Annotated in this window: 13 protein-coding genes; 7 read left to right on the top strand and 6 right to left on the bottom strand. The window is 65.6% G+C overall.

Features of this window, described 5'->3' with window-relative positions; all coding sequences use genetic code 11:
• Positions 1 to 26: 26 nt before the first annotated feature.
• Complete coding sequence (locus ACOQFP_RS14335; protein ID WP_341243603.1) at positions 27 to 1,214, top strand: exonuclease SbcCD subunit D; 1,188 nt, start codon at positions 27 to 29, stop codon at positions 1,212 to 1,214.
• Positions 1,211 to 4,273, top strand: a complete 3,063-nt coding sequence (locus tag ACOQFP_RS14330; protein ID WP_421584699.1) for an AAA family ATPase — start codon at positions 1,211 to 1,213, stop codon at positions 4,271 to 4,273. Before ACOQFP_RS14335 ends, ACOQFP_RS14330 begins: the two co-directional genes overlap by 4 nt.
• Here ACOQFP_RS14330 and ACOQFP_RS14325 read toward each other — a convergent pair.
• From ACOQFP_RS14325 to ACOQFP_RS14300, 6 genes are all read right to left on the bottom strand, one after another.
• Complete coding sequence (locus tag ACOQFP_RS14325; RefSeq protein WP_341243601.1) at positions 4,255 to 5,487, bottom strand: AI-2E family transporter; 1,233 nt, start codon at positions 5,485 to 5,487, stop codon at positions 4,255 to 4,257. The two genes, ACOQFP_RS14330 and ACOQFP_RS14325, sit on opposite strands and share 19 nt — an antisense overlap.
• Positions 5,488 to 5,585: 98 nt before the next feature.
• Entirely contained in the window at positions 5,586 to 6,083 is a 498-nt protein-coding gene (locus tag ACOQFP_RS14320) for a methylated-DNA--[protein]-cysteine S-methyltransferase (protein ID WP_341243600.1), read from the bottom strand.
• On the bottom strand, positions 6,080 to 7,543 hold the full coding sequence (locus ACOQFP_RS14315) for a DNA-3-methyladenine glycosylase 2 family protein (protein WP_421584698.1): 1,464 nt from the start codon (positions 7,541 to 7,543) through the stop codon (positions 6,080 to 6,082). The genes ACOQFP_RS14320 and ACOQFP_RS14315 overlap by 4 nt, the downstream gene beginning before the upstream one ends.
• 115 nt (positions 7,544 to 7,658) lie before the next feature.
• Positions 7,659 to 7,829, bottom strand: a complete 171-nt coding sequence (locus tag ACOQFP_RS14310) for a YbdD/YjiX family protein (RefSeq protein ID WP_421584697.1) — start codon at positions 7,827 to 7,829, stop codon at positions 7,659 to 7,661.
• Positions 7,830 to 10,103 carry a carbon starvation CstA family protein gene (locus tag ACOQFP_RS14305; RefSeq protein WP_341243598.1) on the bottom strand — a complete coding sequence of 758 codons (2,274 nt, stop codon included), beginning with the start codon at positions 10,101 to 10,103 and terminating at the stop codon, positions 7,830 to 7,832. It abuts the gene before it with no gap.
• Between the two features lie 128 nt (positions 10,104 to 10,231).
• Positions 10,232 to 11,422, bottom strand: a complete 1,191-nt coding sequence (locus ACOQFP_RS14300) for an ROK family protein (protein ID WP_421584696.1) — start codon at positions 11,420 to 11,422, stop codon at positions 10,232 to 10,234.
• A gap of 133 nt (positions 11,423 to 11,555) precedes the next feature.
• Between ACOQFP_RS14300 and edd the strand changes: the two genes are divergently transcribed.
• From edd to ychF, 5 genes are all read left to right on the top strand, one after another.
• A complete protein-coding gene (edd, locus tag ACOQFP_RS14295; protein WP_421584695.1) occupies positions 11,556 to 13,379 on the top strand; it encodes a phosphogluconate dehydratase in 1,824 nt (607 codons plus the stop codon).
• 30 nt (positions 13,380 to 13,409) lie between these two features.
• Entirely contained in the window at positions 13,410 to 14,027 is a 618-nt protein-coding gene (gene eda / locus ACOQFP_RS14290) for a bifunctional 4-hydroxy-2-oxoglutarate aldolase/2-dehydro-3-deoxy-phosphogluconate aldolase (protein WP_421584694.1), read from the top strand.
• Between the two features lie 85 nt (positions 14,028 to 14,112).
• Positions 14,113 to 14,436, top strand: coding sequence for a CD225/dispanin family protein (locus ACOQFP_RS14285; protein WP_421584693.1), 324 nt, complete (start codon positions 14,113 to 14,115; stop codon positions 14,434 to 14,436).
• A 48-nt stretch (positions 14,437 to 14,484) separates the two neighbouring features.
• Entirely contained in the window at positions 14,485 to 15,279 is a 795-nt protein-coding gene (locus ACOQFP_RS14280) for a TIGR03620 family F420-dependent LLM class oxidoreductase (protein ID WP_421584692.1), read from the top strand.
• Between the two features lie 12 nt (positions 15,280 to 15,291).
• Positions 15,292 to 16,371: a redox-regulated ATPase YchF gene (gene ychF / locus ACOQFP_RS14275; RefSeq protein WP_206486769.1), complete on the top strand. Its 1,080-nt coding sequence runs from the start codon at positions 15,292 to 15,294 to the stop codon at positions 16,369 to 16,371.
• The last annotated feature ends 6 nt before the right edge of the window (positions 16,372 to 16,377 follow it).

Genomic DNA, 16,377 nt, shown 5'->3' with positions numbered 1-16,377 from the left:
CGGTGCTTCCCGATAGCGTCGTTCGTATGAGAATTCTGCACACCTCGGACTGGCACATAGGTCGCACCTTTCACGGTGTCGACCTGTTGGCCGATCAGGGCGCGGTGCTGAGATCCATCGCGGAACTGGTTGCGGCGCAATCGATCGATGTGGTGGTGGTGCCCGGTGATATCTACGATCGTGCGGTGCCCAGTGCCGACGCGGTGCTGGTCTGCAATCGCGGGCTCGAGGCGATCCGAGCGGCCGGTGCCGTCATCGTCGCGACTTCGGGCAACCACGATTCACCGGCGCGCCTCGGTGCCGGTGCTGCATTCGCCTCGGCAGGCGGTCTGCACCTGATGACCCGAGTGGGCGATGTGGCGACCCCTGTCGTCATCGAGGACGAGCACGGCAGCGTTGCGTTCTACGGCATTCCGTATCTCGAGCCCGAGACCACGCGCCTCGAGCTCGAGGTTCCCACCGCGCGCACCCACGCCGAGGTGCTCGACGCCGCAATGGATCGCGTTCGCGGCGATCTCGCGATGAGAGACCAAGCGGGACAACATGTGCGCTCGGTCGTGCTGGCGCATGCGTTCATCGTCGGCGGTGAGGCGACCGGTTCGGAGCGGTCCATCTCCTCCGGCGGTATCGAAACCGCACCGGCGTCGGCGTTCGACGGAGTCGACTACGTGGCGCTCGGCCACCTGCATTCGCCTCAGGTTCTCACCGATCGAGTGCGGTACTCGGGGTCTCCGTTGCCGTACTCCTTCGGAGAGCGATCGCATCGTAAGGCCGTGTGGATTCTCGAACTCGATGCCGACGGCCTCGGTAGCGTCGAGCGAGTGGAACTGCCGCAGGTCCGCGGGCTTGCCCGCATCGAAGGCACGGTCGATCACTTGCTCTCGGACGCAAGCTATTGCGAGTTCGAGGACTGTTACGTCTCTGCCGTGCTCACCGACGAGGTCCGCCCTCTCGACGCAATGCGGCTGCTGCAGAAGCGTTTTCGCAACGCAGTGCATCTCGAGTGGCGTCGTCCCGAAGGTAGCAGCGAGCTTCGTTACCGCGACCGCGTACGCGGTCGCAGTGATCTCGACATCGCAACCTCGTTTCTGACGGACATGCGTAGCGCGCCGACCGCGGTGGAGTCCGATCTGCTGGCTCGCGCGCTGGCAGCTGTGCAGCGCGAGAACGACGCCACCGACCGGGCATCGACCGTCGACCGCGGTGCTGCATGAGGCTGCACTCTCTCGAGATCACCGCCTTCGGTCCCTTCGCGGGCACCGAGACGGTCGATTTCGATGCGCTCGGCGCAGACGGGCTTTTTCTGCTGCACGGCCACACCGGGGCGGGCAAGACGACTGTGCTCGACGCCGTGGCGTTCGCGCTGTACGGGACCGTGCCCGGGGCACGTCGCGAAGGCAAGCGACTACTGTCCGATCACGCAGCCGCAGGCGTGGTGCCGCAGGTGACCCTGGAGGCGACTCTCGGTGGTCGGCGTATCCGCATCGTGCGCAGTCCGGAGTTCCTACGACCAAAGCTCAGGAGCAGCGGCACCACCAAGCAACATGCCAAAGCCAGCCTCACCTGGTTGGACGGTCGCGGGCAGAACCTCACCCGGCTGAGCGAGATCGGCGATGTCGTCAATGCCCTGCTCGGAATGAGTGCAGACCAGTTCTTCCAGGTGGTACTGCTGCCGCAGGGGGAGTTCGCGCGATTCCTGCGAGCAGACAGTGACGAGCGTGGAAACCTGCTCGAAAGGCTCTTCGACACAGGCCGATTCGGAGATGTCGAGGAGTGGTTCGCGCAACGTCGTCGGGATTCGGCCGCCGAGCTCGCCGACGCCCACCATGACATCGACATCATGCTCGGCAAGGTATCGCAGGCATCGGGCGTATCGGAGCCGGTGAATGAGGACGGTGCGCAACCGGACCCGCTCGGGTGGGCGGCCGATGTCCTCACCGGCGCCCGACAGGATCGGATGCTGGCGCAAGGGACGGCGGTGCTGGTCGATGCCGCAGCGCGCCGCGCCTCCGACGCGTTGGCCGATGCCACCACCGTTCTGGATCTGCAGCGTCGACGAGGACTCGCCGAGGAACAACTCGCGCAGTACCGGGAGGGCGAGTCGATACGATCGGCGCGTAGAACCGCGATCGCCGACTCGGTGGCCGCGGGCCCGATCGCCGAGGCTGCCGCGGATCTGTCTGTGGCTCGCGAGGCGACCGAGGCGGCCGGCACCGCGCTCGCAGCGGCGGAGCGTGCGCTGCCGAGATCGCCGGAGGGACGGCGTTTTCGCGACGCGCTGCAGTGGCCACCCGAGCCCGGCGACAGGTCGCACGAGCGCGCCGTCCTCGCGCAGTTCGTACGCGACTGGACCACCGACGTCGCACGGATGAACTCGTTGCTTCAGGTTTCGCGCGATGCCGATCGCATGGAGGACACACTCGTCCGATACCGAGCGCAGCAACGCGACATCGCGGCGCAGATCGAGCGGACCGAGCAACTGCAGGCCGAGATGCCTCGAGAGATCACTGCCGCGGAAGCGCGCGTGGCACGAGCGGAGGCAGCCACTGCCGAGCTGCCGGGTCTCGACGAGCGCTGCGAACGGGCCCGTGTCGCAGCCGAATCCGCAATCGAACTGGTGCGCAAGCGTGACGCTCTCGTCCAGACCGAGCGCACCCGCGACGCCGCTGCTGCGGCACACAACAAGGCCTGGGCACACCTGCTCGATCTTCGGGAGCGCCGCATCGACGGGATGGCCGCAGAGCTGGCGGACCGTCTGGAGGCAGGTGAGCCCTGTGCGGTGTGCGGATCGGACGTGCACCCACATCCCGCTGCGGCATCCACCTCGACGGTGACCAAGGCGCAGGAAGACAAAGCCGCCGCGGCCGAGCGGAAGGCGGCTGCCGCCCTCGATCAGGCAGTCGAGGCCGTGGCGGAGGCCAAGCTCGCGGTCGACCTCCTGCACGATCGCACCGGGGGAGTGTCCCTCGCGGAGCTGACCGAGAATCTCGATACCGCCACGAAGGCCGTGCAGGATGCACGCACGATCGCCGCGGATATCGACGTGGCATCGGCGGAGGCTGCCCGACTGCGGCGTGATTCGGACGCGTTGGCGGTCACGCTCAACAACCTCGTCGCCACACGTGGGTCGGTGGATGCGCGACTGTCGGCCACGGAGGAAACGCTGGCGCAGATGCGCGCGTCTGTGGCCGAGGCAGTAGATGTGGCCGAGACAGTAGTTGGGGCCGAGGCAGTAGTTGGGGCCGGGGCGGTAGATCAGGCCGAGTCGCTGGTGGAGCGAATTGCCGAGCGGGAAGCCTTGATCGACGGTTCCCAGAGAATCCAGGACTCGCGGATCGCCTGGCTCGACGCCACCGAGAAGCACGACGCACTGCGCGCCGAACTCGACCGAAGGGTGTCAGCGTCGAATTTCGACTCTGCCGCCGCCGCGGCCGGGGCCGTTCTCACTGCCGACCGCGTCGAGCAGATCGAGGCCGAGCTCCGTGCCGCCGAGGAGCGTCGGGCGCATGCCGAACACGTACTGCGTGAGCCCGCCATCGTCGCTGTCGCGGGGCACCCACCGGTGGACCTCGATCCGCTGCGTCGTGCCTGTGCCGAGCTCGACGGGCAGGCGAGATCTGCCGCAGCGACCGTGGCCGAATGCCGTCGGCGCGCAGACGATCTGGAACGACTGATCGCGGAGCTGTCGACCGCCGCGGAGGCGATTGCGCCCAAGCAGGCCGAGTTCGACGAACTCGCGAACCTGGCGGACGTGGTGGCCGGGCGAGGTCAGAATGCCCGGAAGATGTCGCTGCGATCGTATGTTCTCGCGTCCCGACTCGAGGACGTCGCCGAGTCGGCGTCCGCACGGTTGGGCCGCATGTCCGCGGGCCGATACGAATTCGTCCATTCCGACGAGGCCGGTGCGCGGGGAAAGCGCGGTGGCCTCGGATTGGATATCCGAGACGACTACACCGGCGTCGTGCGATCGGCCAAGACCCTCTCGGGCGGCGAGGCGTTCCTCGCTTCGCTCGCGCTCGCGTTGGGACTCGCAGACGTCGTGGCAGCCGAATCCGGGGGCGTCGTACTCGACACCATGTTCATCGACGAAGGATTCGGCACCCTCGACGCCGACACACTCGAATCCGTCATGGCCGTCCTCGACGAACTACGCGCAGGTGGCCGCGTCGTCGGGGTCGTCAGCCACGTCGACGAGATGCGCCAACGCATCCCCAGCCGGCTCTACGTCAAGCGCGAGCGCTCCGGATCGACGCTTCAGGTCGTGGCGTCCTGATCGGAGGACTCGTCCTCCGATTCGGCCTTCTCGTCCGCGTCCCTCGATTCGGCCAGGTCCTCGGCCGTCGGGGCCTGATCCTCGAGTTCGTCCTGGTCCATCTCGTTCGAGCGCGCGTCGATCTGCTCCGACAGGTACCGGATCAGCACGGCCGCAACCGCGGCCGCGGGGACGGCGAGAAACGCGCCGATGATGCCGAACAAGGAGCTTCCGCCCGCGACGGCGAGCAGCACGATCGCCGGATGCAGATTCATGCTGCGACTCTGCAGAATCGGCTGCAGTACATTGCCTTCCAGCTGCTGCACGGCGACGATGATGGCCAGCACGATCAACGCCGTCGTGAGCCCGTTTGCCACGAGAGCGACCAGGACAGCGAGCGCACCTGCGACGAACGCACCGACGATCGGGATGAAGCCACCGAGAAAGGTGAGGGTCGCGAGAACGAGAGCCAGCGGCACGCCGAGGATGAGAAGCCCGAGGCCGATGAAGAAGGCATCGATGAAGCTGACGATGGCCTGAGTCCGGATGAATCCGCCGAGCGTCGACCACATCCGCGAGAGCACCTCGGCCAGATGGCGTCCGGCCCGGCCACCCGAGAACCCGTGCAACCACGGCAGGAACTTCGGTCCGTCCTTGACGAAGAAGAACGACAGCACCAACACCAGCGCCAGCGTGATGAGGATCGAACCGGCGGCCGACACTCCCGTGAACACACCCGAGGCGATCATCGTTCCGCTGTCCTGAAGCCGCGAGACGATGGCGGAGACGGCCGAGTCGATCTGGTCGTCACCGAGGTTCAGTGGTGGCCCCTTGACCCAGGTCTGAACCTGCGTGATGCCGCCCGAGGCCTTGTCCACAAGTTCCGGGGCCTGCTCGGCGACGGAGGGAATGATCAGGGTGATCACGCCGCCGATGACGACGAAGAACACCACCAGCGAGACGGTGGCCGCCAATGCTGCCGGAAAGCCGAGCCGCATCATCAATTTCGCCGGCGGCCACAGGACGGTGGCAACGATCACCGCGAGCAGAACCGGCAACAAGATCACCCACAGGTGCCCGATCAGCCAGCCCAACACCCATGCCCCGGCGGCAATCGAGATCAGGATGAGCGACCATTTGGCGAGCCACAGGCCGCCGACCCCGATGAGGTCGCCGCGATCCTTCTCGGGCTTGGCTGAGGCCCTGGAGTTTCTCGGAGGAGCCGATTCGGTCACTGGGGGTTTCCTCACACTCGGCGGACGGCGGATCGTGATGAACCATAACGTCCGGTGCCCTTCGGCCGCGGACCACCGCCTCTCGGCGCGATACCCGGTCAGTCGGCCTCGTGCGTCAGCAGCCACTTCTTCGCGGGCAATCCCCACCGAAAGCCGCCGAGTGCGCCGCCGATGCGCACCACCCGGTGGCACGGGACGAACAGTGCGGCAGCATTGCGAGCGCACGCAGAGGCCGCGCCGCGGATGGCAGCGGGTCGGCCCGAGAGGTCCGCGAACTCGGAGTAGGTCACCGGCTTTCCGGGCTCGACGGTGCGCAGTACATCCCAGGCGTGCATCAAGAATTCACCGGAGCGTTGCGCGACGGCGACCTCGTCGATGCGATGCAACTCGCCTCGGTGGTACGCCGCGACGGCGGCGGTGACGCCGCCGAGATCGGCGCGGCTGCGCACGGCGTCGGGTCGCAAGGTCGGGTGAATCAGCATTCTCAGTTCGTCGACGTCGGCGGTCCAGCCGGAGGCAAGGACGCGCTGATCGTCGTCGACGATGGTGGTGAACGGGCCGATCGGGCTGTCTTGGGTGGCGGCGGCTGCAGTCATGGTTGTCTTCTTTCCAGTGCGGTGATCCACAGGTGCATCGAGACGTACGAACGCCACGGTGCCCAGCGGGCAGGGTTCGTCAACGAGATATCCAGTGCCTGTGCGCCCTGGCGGACGACGAGATCGGTGTCGAGAAGCACATCGGGATCACCGAGCAGTCGCATCACCACGTACCGGGCGGTCCACGGTCCGATGCCTTTGAGCGCGAGCAGTTCTCGTTCCAGGTCGGGGGCTTCTCGCGCCGGATGCAGCACGAGGTCTCCCGACGCGATGGCGTCGGCGACGCGGATGACGGTCTGCACGCGGGCGACCGGTCCGGTGAGGACCTCGTGGCCGCGTTCGGCGATCACCGCAGCGTCGGGGAACAATGTGGTGACCTCTGCATTGCCCAGGTCCAGCGGTGTGCCGAGTGCCTCGACGAGTCGGGCGGTGTGGGTGGCTGCGGCCTTCAACGAGATCTGTTGTCCGATCACGGTGCGCAGCAGCATCTCCGCGCCGTCGACCACCCCGAGTGCGCGGATACCCGGGTGGGCGTCGAGGCTCGGTGCCAACTGTGGATCGGTGCGCAGGGCGTCGTCGACGGCCAGTGGATCGGCGTCGAGGTCGAGAAGATGTCGGATTCTGGCAACGGCGGGAGCGAGATCGCGCATGTCCTGCAATGTCACTGCGGCACTGACGAATCCGTCCATCACCCGCAGTGACACCAGGCCGGCGGCGTGTGGCAGGCGCAGCGATCGCATGTAGTCACCATCGGAGAACGATTCGATGCCCTCGACCACGTGGCCGCGTAGAAACCACTCGATCCAACCGCGATCGAGTGGCGGGCGGTAGGGCAGCCGCAGGGTCACCGTTCCGCCCGCGGTGGGAGTTGCGGTGCGGTGTGCCTCCCGGCGCAGCGTGGTCGGGTCGACGGCGAACACTTCCTTGACGGTGTCGTTGAACTGTCGGACGCTGGAGAACCCGGCAGCGAACGCGATGTCGGACATCGACATATCCGTGGTTTGAATCAGCGTGCGGGCCGTGTGTGCCCGGTGTGCACGAGCCAGTGCCAAGGGGCCTGCACCCACCTCGGTGGTCAACACTCGGGTCAGTTGGCGGGTCGAGTAGCCGAGGGTGCGGGCGAGCCCGTCGACGCCCCCGCGCTCGATCGCGCCATCGGAGATCAGACGCATCGCGCGAGAGCTGAGGTCCGAGTGGATGTTCCAGCGCGGGGAACCCGGGGTGGCATCGGGCTGGCAGCGGCGGCAGGCGCGGTAGCCGGATTGTTGTGCCGCTGCCGCGGTCGCCAGGAACGAGACGTTGCTCGGTTTGGGTGTGCGCGCCGGGCAGGAGGGTCGGCAGTAGATGCCGGTGGTGCGGACGGCGGTGAAGAACTGGCCGTCGAACCGTGCGTCACGCGAGGAGACCGCGCGATAACACCGATCGAAGTCCAGTTCCTGCACCTGCCGTTCGCCGCTCATAGGTCCACTGTGTCAGCGCGAACGCGCCAGTGCTAGCGGAAATCGGACGGGGCTGCGCCCCTCGTGCGCCTTTTGCGTACACAGAGGTACGCAAAAGGCGCACGACGGGGAAGCTCTAGCAGCAGCGGGCTCCTGGATTCCGGTCGGCGTCCGCGTACCGATCCTTCCAGTACTGACGCACCGTCGGCGGTTCTTGCTCGGGATGGTGCCGAGCGAGGTGGGCGACACAGCGGTCGTAATCGTGATCGCCCATCACCGAGGTGATCCACCACCACAGCCCGCGCATCTAGTGCGCCGATCCGGGTCGGCGGACGGTGCCGGCGGTGATGAGCTCGTCCCATTCGGCTTGGATTTCCTTCTCCGCCTTGGTCGGTACGAATCCGGCGGGACCGAAGATCTTCGACGGCACCTCAGGTTCTTCGTTGTCGGGGAGGTCGTCTCCGCGAACAGCCTTGATGCACACCCACACTCCGGCGAACACGACGACCAGGACCAGTACTGCAAAGACGATCGACAGTGTGCCCTGGATGAAGGTGTTGCGGATGACCGCGTCGATGGCCTCGGGGGTCTTGGCATTACCGAATTCGCTCAGTCCCTGTGCCTTTGCATCGCGGAACTGCGCATGCTGGGTCCAGTATCCGATCGCGGGAACCGAGGAGAAGATCTTCTGATACGACGCGGTCATCGTGACGATCAGGTCCCAGGCCAGCGGGACTCCCGGGATCCAGGCCCACTTGTACAGACCTCGTTTGACGACGATCGTCAGCACGACGGTCAGCGCGATGGCGGCGAGCAACTGGTTGGCAATACCGAACAGCGGGAACAGCGTGTTGATGCCGCCGAGCGGATCGGTGACGCCCATCAGAAGGATTGCGCCCCAGGCCGCGACGACGATCAGCGAGCAGATCCACGCGCCGGGACGCCAGGACGGATCCTTGAACTTCTTGGCCGAGGCTCCGGGCAGGTTGCCGATGCTGTCGGAGAGCATGAAGCGCGCGACGCGGGTACCTGCGTCGACCGTGGTGAGGATGAACAGGGCCTCGAACATGATCGCGAAGTGGTACCAGAACGACTTGAGTCCTGGTCCGCCGAACACCTGATGCAGCACCTCGGACATGCCGAACGCGAGGGTCGGTGCGCCGCCGGTGCGGGAGACGATCGTCTCCTCACCGACATCGGCTGCGGCCTGGCTCAATTCGGCAGCCGACACGTCCCCGCCACTCAGGCCCAATCCATTGACGTACGCAGCTGCGGAGTCTGGAGTTCCGCCGGTGAGCGCTGTGGGTGCGTTGAGGGCGAAGTAGAGGTGCTGATCGAGGATGCATGCGGTGATCAGAGCCATGATGGCCACGAACGACTCGGTGAGCATGCCGCCGTAGCCGATCATGCGCATCTGCTTTTCCTTCTCGAGCAACTTCGGCGTGGTGCCGGAGGAGATCAGAGCGTGGAAGCCCGACAGCGCACCGCAGGCAATGGTGATGAACAGGAACGGGAACAGTGATCCCGCGAACGCCGGTCCGTTGCCTTCGGTGGCGAAGGTGGTCATGGCAGGCATCTGGATCTCGGGCCGGGCAATCAGGATGCCTACGGCGAGCAGCGCGATGGTGCCGACCTTCATGAACGTCGACAGGTAGTCGCGAGGGGCCAAGAGCAGCCAGACCGGCAGGATGCAGGCGAGCAGGCCGTAGCCGATCAGCAGCCACGCGACGGTGACCTTGGAGAGGGTGAACCAGTCGGTGCCCCACTCGGTTTCGGCAACCCAACCGCCGACGACGATTGCCATGAGCAGCAGCACGACGCCGATCAGGGACACCTCGGACACCTTGCCCGGGCGTAGGTAACGCAGGTAGACGCCCATGAACAGTGCGATCGGAATGGTCAGCGCGATGGAGAAGACACCCCATGGGCTTTCCGCGAGTGCGTTCACGACGACGAGGGCGAGCACCGCGATCAGGATGATCATGATGACGAACACCGCGATCAGTGCCGCGGTACCACCGACTACGCCGAGTTCGTCGCGGGCCATCTGGCCGAGGCTGCGGCCGTTGCGACGCGTCGAGATCCACAGCACCAGGAAGTCCTGGACGGCACCGGCGAACACGACGCCGATGATGATCCACATGGTGCCGGGTAGATAGCCCATTTGAGCGGCGAGCACGGGTCCGACGAGTGGGCCCGCACCGGCGATGGCGGCGAAGTGGTGGCCGAACAGCACCCGACGATCGGTCGGCATGTAGTCCTTGCCGTTTTCCAGAATCTCGGCGGGCGTGGCCCTGTCGTCGCGCGGGAAGACGATCTTGCGTTCGATCAGCCTGGCATAGAAGCGAAACGCGAAGATGTAGGTACAGACTGCGGCGATGACGAACCAGACGGCATTGGGGTTCTCCCCGCGGACGATCGCGATGATCGTCCAGGCGACGCCGCCGAGCAGGCCGATCGCGACGAGCATCAGACGTTTTGCCGTCGACATCGGATGCGTCTCGACGACGCCGACTGGTGGTAGATCGGGATCGGGCTTCAGCAATTCGACGTGTGGATCGCCGGCCGCTTTCAGTGACATGTGTGGGTCTCCATGGTCGCAGGTGTGACTGCGATCACCCTATGCGTGGAGATCGTGCGCGTCCTCGAATCGACGCGGCGTCCTGCGCCCGACGGTTGCTGTACTGCGACGAGCGGGGTCTGGCCGTGTCAGCTACCGAGGGCGTCGTCGACGGCCCGGGCGCTGAGCACCTGGTCCAACACCAGTGCGGCGCTTCCGATGACCCCGGAGAGGTCGCCGTGGGTGGTGGCCTGGATGGTGAGGGCTTTGGTGGCCAGTGCGGTGGCGTTGCCGTAGACGGTTTCGCGCAGGCCGGCGACGAAGATGTCGTAGGCATTGGCCATGTCACCGCCGACGATGAGTACCTCGGGGTTGAGCAGGTTCACGGCTCCGGCCAGGGTTTCGCCGATGTGGCGTCCGCTGTCGCGGATGAGTCTGCGTGCTTCGGGGTCGCCGCTCACCGCGAGGTCGACCACGCCGCGGATGTGGCCGACTTCGCGTCCCTGTTCGGCGAGCGCCTTGACCAGCGCCCAGCCGCCGGCGATGGCCTCGAGGCAGCCGCTGTCGCCGCACCTGCACGCGACGCCGGCCGCCGCTGCCGTCTTGGTGTGGCCGAATTCGCCTGCGGCTCCGAGTGATCCGCGCTGCAATGCCCCGCCCGCCACGATTCCGGCTCCGAGGCCCGTCGAGGCCTTGACCAGTAGGGCATTCTGGAAGCGATCTCGATTGTCTCGGCGTTCGGCGAGCACCATCGCATTGGCGTCGTTGTCGAGAAACGCCGGTGCCGACGTGATGTCCGCGAAGAACGGTGCCAGCGGCACCCCGTCCCAGCCGTGCATGATCGGCGAGTCCAGGCTGCAGCCGCGGGATGTATCGGCGGTGCCGGGGATGGACAGACCGACCCCGAGGATGCGATGTCCGGTTCGGCGAGACTCGTCGAGCATGGCCTGCAGCCGCTTGGTGATCTGCGGCATCAGTTCGTCCGGGCCCACGCCGATCTCCTGGTCGACGGTGTCGCCGGCAAGAAATTCTCCGCCGAGACCGAACACGCCCAGTTGTGACCGACTGCGTCCGATCGCGGCGGCGAGTACGACGCCTGCGTCCACATCGAAGGACACTCGCGCCGGAGGGCGTCCGCCTGTCGACTGGGTGTCCTCGGTTTCGATGACCAGCCCGAGGCCGGTGAGTGCGGCGACGCGGGTGGCGACCGCCGATCGTGACAGTCCGGTGACCCGGCCCAACTCCGCGCGGGTGTCTGCTTCTCCGTCGCGAATCAGAGCAAATATCTCACCCGCGGTGGCAGGTGGGGCGCTCAGGCGCGGCATCGACATATACGTCATTCAACCAACTGGCAACTTTTACGGCAACACCCGAAGAACGCACACTTTTAACTTTGAAAAGCTTAAGTTGGGTTGTCGAGAGGCCGAAGTAGCTCTACGCTGAGTCGTGAGAGACCGAACATCGGAGGCACTCATGGACACTCTTCATCCGGTTCTGCGTCAGGTCACCGACCGCATCGCAGACCGCAGCCAGTCCGACCGCACCGCCTATCTCGCTCGAATTGCCGCTGCCGGGGATTCGGGCCCCGCCCGCGGCCGCCTCGCCTGCGCCAACATCGCGCACGGCTTCGCGGCCTCCGGTAAAGCCGACAAACAGGCGCTACGCGGCATGGTCAAGCCCAACATCGCGATCGTCTCCGCCTACAACGACATGCTCTCGGCGCACAAGCCGTTCGAGACCTACCCGGCCGCCCTGAAGAAGTCGGTCATCGATGCCGGGGGCATCGCGCAGTTCGCCGGTGGCGTCCCCGCGATGTGCGACGGCATCACGCAGGGCCGCGACGGCATGCAACTGTCCCTGTTCAGCCGGGACATCATCGCGATGTCGACGGCAATTGCGTTGTCCCACGACATGTTCGACGCCACCCTGATGCTCGGCGTCTGCGACAAGATCGTCCCCGGAATGCTCATCGGCGCACTGAGTTTCGGCCATCTACCCGCGGTGTTCGTACCCGCCGGCCCGATGACCTCCGGACTTCCCAACGGGGAGAAGGCAAAAGCTCGCCAGCTCTACGCCGAGGGCAAGGTGGGCCGAGAGGCTCTGCTCGACGCCGAGGCCGCGTCGTACCACGGCAGTGGCACCTGCACGTTCTTCGGAACGGCCAATTCCAATCAGCTGCTCATGGAGGTCATGGGCCTGCACCTACCGGGGTCGTCGTTCGTCAACCCCGGAACTGCCATGCGCGATGCGTTGACCCGCGAGGCCGCGCACGTCGTCACCGGTCTGACCTCGCTCGGAGACAACTACACCCCGGTGGGGGAGGTCATCGACGTCAAGTCGATCGTCAACGGCTGTGTCGCGTTGCTCGCCACCGGCGGCTCGACCAACCACACGATGCACCTCGTTGCCATCGCGAAAGCTGCTGGCATCACGCTGACATGGCAGGACCTGTCGGATCTGTCGGCCGTGGTGCCGTTGATGGCCCGGATCTACCCCAACGGCAAGGCCGACGTCAACCACTTCCACGCGGCCGGCGGACTCGGGTTCGTCATCGGGTCACTGCTCGACGCCGGGTTGATGCACGAGGATGTGAAAACCGTTGCCGGGCTGGGTCTGCGACGCTACACGCAGGAGCCGAAGCTCGACGGTGACGGGGTGATGTGGCAGGACGGTACTCGGATGAGTCACGACGACACCGTGTTACGAGGTGCGAACGAGCCGTTCAGCGCCGACGGCGGGCTCAAGATGTTGACGGGGCCGATCGGAAAATGCGTCATCAAAACCTCCGCCTTGGCACCGGAACATCGGGTGGTCACCGGACCGGCGCGAGTCTTCGACGACCAATCCGACTTCCTCGAAGCATTCGAGGCCGGGGAACTCGATTGCGATTTTGTTGCCGTGCTTCGCTACCAGGGGCCGCAGGCCAACGGTATGCCCGAGTTGCACAAGCTCACCCCCGCGCTCGGAATCCTGCAGGACAAGGGCCGGTCCGTCGCGTTGATCACGGACGGCCGGATGTCCGGTGCCTCCGGAAAAGTCGCTGCGGCAATTCACCTCACGCCCGAAGCCGCGAGTGGGGGACCGATCGCGAGAATTGTCGACGGTGACATCATCACCCTCGACTCACTCGACGGCACACTGTCGATCGAGGTTCCGCTCGACGAATTCGAGGCCCGACCGGTCACCGGTCGCGTCTTGGACAAGGACGAGTGGTCCAGCACCGGTCGTGACCTGTTCTCTGGCATGCGTGCGCTCGTCGGCCCTGCCGACGAGGGCGCAATGTTCGTCATGCGCTGAGTCCCCGTAACTCGACAAGAAAGCAACAACGTGACTGCATCCCTGCTCGACCGCGTACCTGTCATCCCCGTCGTCGTCATCGAGAACCTCGAGCATGCTGTTCCGATCGCTCGCGCCCTGGTGCAGGGCGGGGTGCCCGTCATCGAGCTGACCCTGCGCACTCCGGTGGCACTCGACGCCATCGAGCGCATCGCGGCGGAGGTCCCCGAGATCCTCGTCGGCGCAGGCACGATCATCACTCCCGGTCAGGCCAAGCAGGCCGCCGACGCGGGCGCACAGTTCCTGGTCTCGCCGGGCTGCACACCATCTCTGACGAAAGCCATGCGAGAGACCGGATTGCCCCACTTACCCGGTGCCGCAACGGTGTCCGAGGTGCTCACCCTGCTCGAAGCCGGCTACACCGAGCTCAAGTTCTTCCCCGCCGAGGCGTCGGGTGGGGCGAATTTTCTGAAGTCCATCCACTCGCCGATTCCGGCCGCAAGATTCTGCCCGACGGGTGGCATCTCCACCGCCAACGCGTCGGCGTACCTGGCGCTGCCGAACGTCGGATGCGTGGGAGGGTCGTGGCTCACTCCCGCCGCGGCTGTCGCAGAGCAAGATTGGGACGCAATCGTCGCTCTCGCGGTCGCCACGGCCGAACTGGTCTGAAAATTCCCCCTCCGCAGAGGGAACCAGACGTGACGATGCGGCGTCCTACTGGTTGTCCGTCATCGAACAATCGGGGGAAATGGTCATGTCGAATCCGTACGAGCAGTCAGAGTTCCAGCAGTCCCATCAGCCCTATCCGGCAGCTCAGCCCTATGCGCAGGCACCGCCGCTGCCGTCGTCCAATGCGGGGTGGGCCGTCGTCGCCATCATCTTCTTCTGGCCGGTGGCCATCCCGGCGTTCAATCACGCACTCAAGGTTCATCCGCTGTGGATGATGGGAGATGTTCAGGGCGCACAGTATTCGTCGAATCGCGCAGCGTTCTTCGGGAAACTGTCGCTGGGGATATTCTTCGTCCTCATAGTTCTGTACTTCGCCTTCATTGCACTGATCGTTGCGAACTCGTTCTAAGTCCCGACACTTGACCTCGACATAACTCGAGGTTCTAGCGTCACGGGCATGGACACACTCGGTCTCGGCGCAATCGGCATTGCCATCGACGTGTCGCCGTCGTATCTCGACGATGCACGGGAGTTGGAATTACTCGGATACACCTCGGTCTGGCTGCCGGGCGGGCAGATCGATCGGCTCGACAGGCTGGCCGATCTGGTTCGCGCGACCGAGACCGCCACCATCGTTCCGGCAATCGTGCCGGTCGATGTGTACCCGCCTGGGCAGACCGGCGAGCTGTTCGACGAGCTCTCGGGTACCGGTCGATTCGTACTCGGCCTCGGCGGGCCGCAGAGTGCTCGTCCTTTGGCTCAGCTGAGGGAGTATCTCGACGGGCTCGAGGTACCCGCCGATCGGATTCTGCTCGCGGCGCTCGGGCCGAAGAAGCTGGAGATGGCTCGAGACCGCGCTGCCGGCGCGATCGGGCTGCTCGTGACTCCCGAGTGGACGGCGCAGGCGCGGCACTACCTGGGGACGGCCGAATTGGTGGTCGACCAGTTCTGTGTGGTCGAGTCCGATCCGGATCGTGCCCGCGCCGCAGCACGGCAGCCTCTGAGCTTTCTCGCGACGGTCCCTGGCTATCGGCAGAACTTCCTGCGGATGGGATTCACGGACGCCGACGTCGACCAGCTCAGCGACCGATTGGTGGACGCGCTCGTGGTGTGGGGGAGCGTCCGCGACATCGCCGCTCGGGTGACTGCCCACCGTGAGGCCGGGGCGGATCACGTGGTTCTGGCTCCACTCGGAGCGTCGAGCATTGCTGCTGGCCGGGCACTGTCCGAGCTGGTGGTGTCGTCAAAGTAGACTCCATAGACCGTGAGCCTCACCCTCGGAATCGTCGGACTGCCCAACGTCGGCAAGTCCACCCTCTTCAATGCACTGACCAACAACGACGCGCTGGCCGCGAACTACCCGTTCGCCACCATCGAACCCAACGTCGGAGTGGTTGCACTGCCGGATCCCCGGCTCGAGAAGCTGGCCGAGGTGTTCGGTTCGGAGAAGCTCGTGCCTGCGCTGGTGTCGTTCGTCGACATCGCCGGCATCGTCAAGGGCGCGTCCGAGGGCGCAGGCCTGGGCAACAAGTTCCTCGCCAACATTCGTGAAGCCGACGCCATCTGTCAGGTCGTTCGTGTCTTCGCCGACGACGACGTGGTGCACGTCGACGGCCGCGTCGACCCGACCGCAGACATCGAGGTCATCGAAACCGAACTCGCCATCGCGGATCTGCAGACTCTCGAGAAGGCCATCCCGCGGCTCGAGAAGGAGGTGCGGATCAAGAAGGACCGCAAGCCCGCTCTCGACGCGGCGCTGGCAGCACAGGCAGTGCTGAACGACGGCAAAACGCTGTTCTCGGCGAAGTCGAAGCTGGACTTCGAGTTGCTCGGTGAATTCCAGCTGCTCACCACCAAGCCCTTCCTGTACGTCTTCAATGCCGACGAGTCGGTGCTCACCGACGACGCGAAGATCGGCGAACTCGCGCGGATGGTTGCGCCCGCCGACGCAGTGTTCCTCGACGCGAAGATCGAGTCGGAGCTGCTCGAGCTGGACAAGGAATCGGCAGCCGAGCTGCTCGAATCCGTAGGGCAGACCGAGCCCGGACTCGACGCGTTGGCGCGCGCCGGCTTCCACACCCTCGGGCTGCAGACCTACCTCACCGCAGGCCCGAAAGAGGCTCGCGCGTGGACAATTCACCAAGGAGATACCGCGCCCCAGGCCGCAGGCGTCATTCACACCGACTTCGAGCGCGGCTTCATCAAGGCCGAAATCGTCTCCTTCGACGACCTGATCGCCGCAGGGTCGATGGCCTCGGCCAAAGCTGCAGGCAAGGTGCGTATGGAGGGCAAGGACTACGTCATGGCCGACGGTGATGTGGTGGAGTTCCGCTTCAACGTGTAGCTTGAG

The organism is Rhodococcus sp. MALMAid1271, assembly GCF_049195265.1.
Classification (GTDB): Bacteria; Actinomycetota; Actinomycetes; order Mycobacteriales; family Mycobacteriaceae; genus Rhodococcoides.
This window is presented reverse-complemented; position numbering and strand designations above follow the sequence as displayed.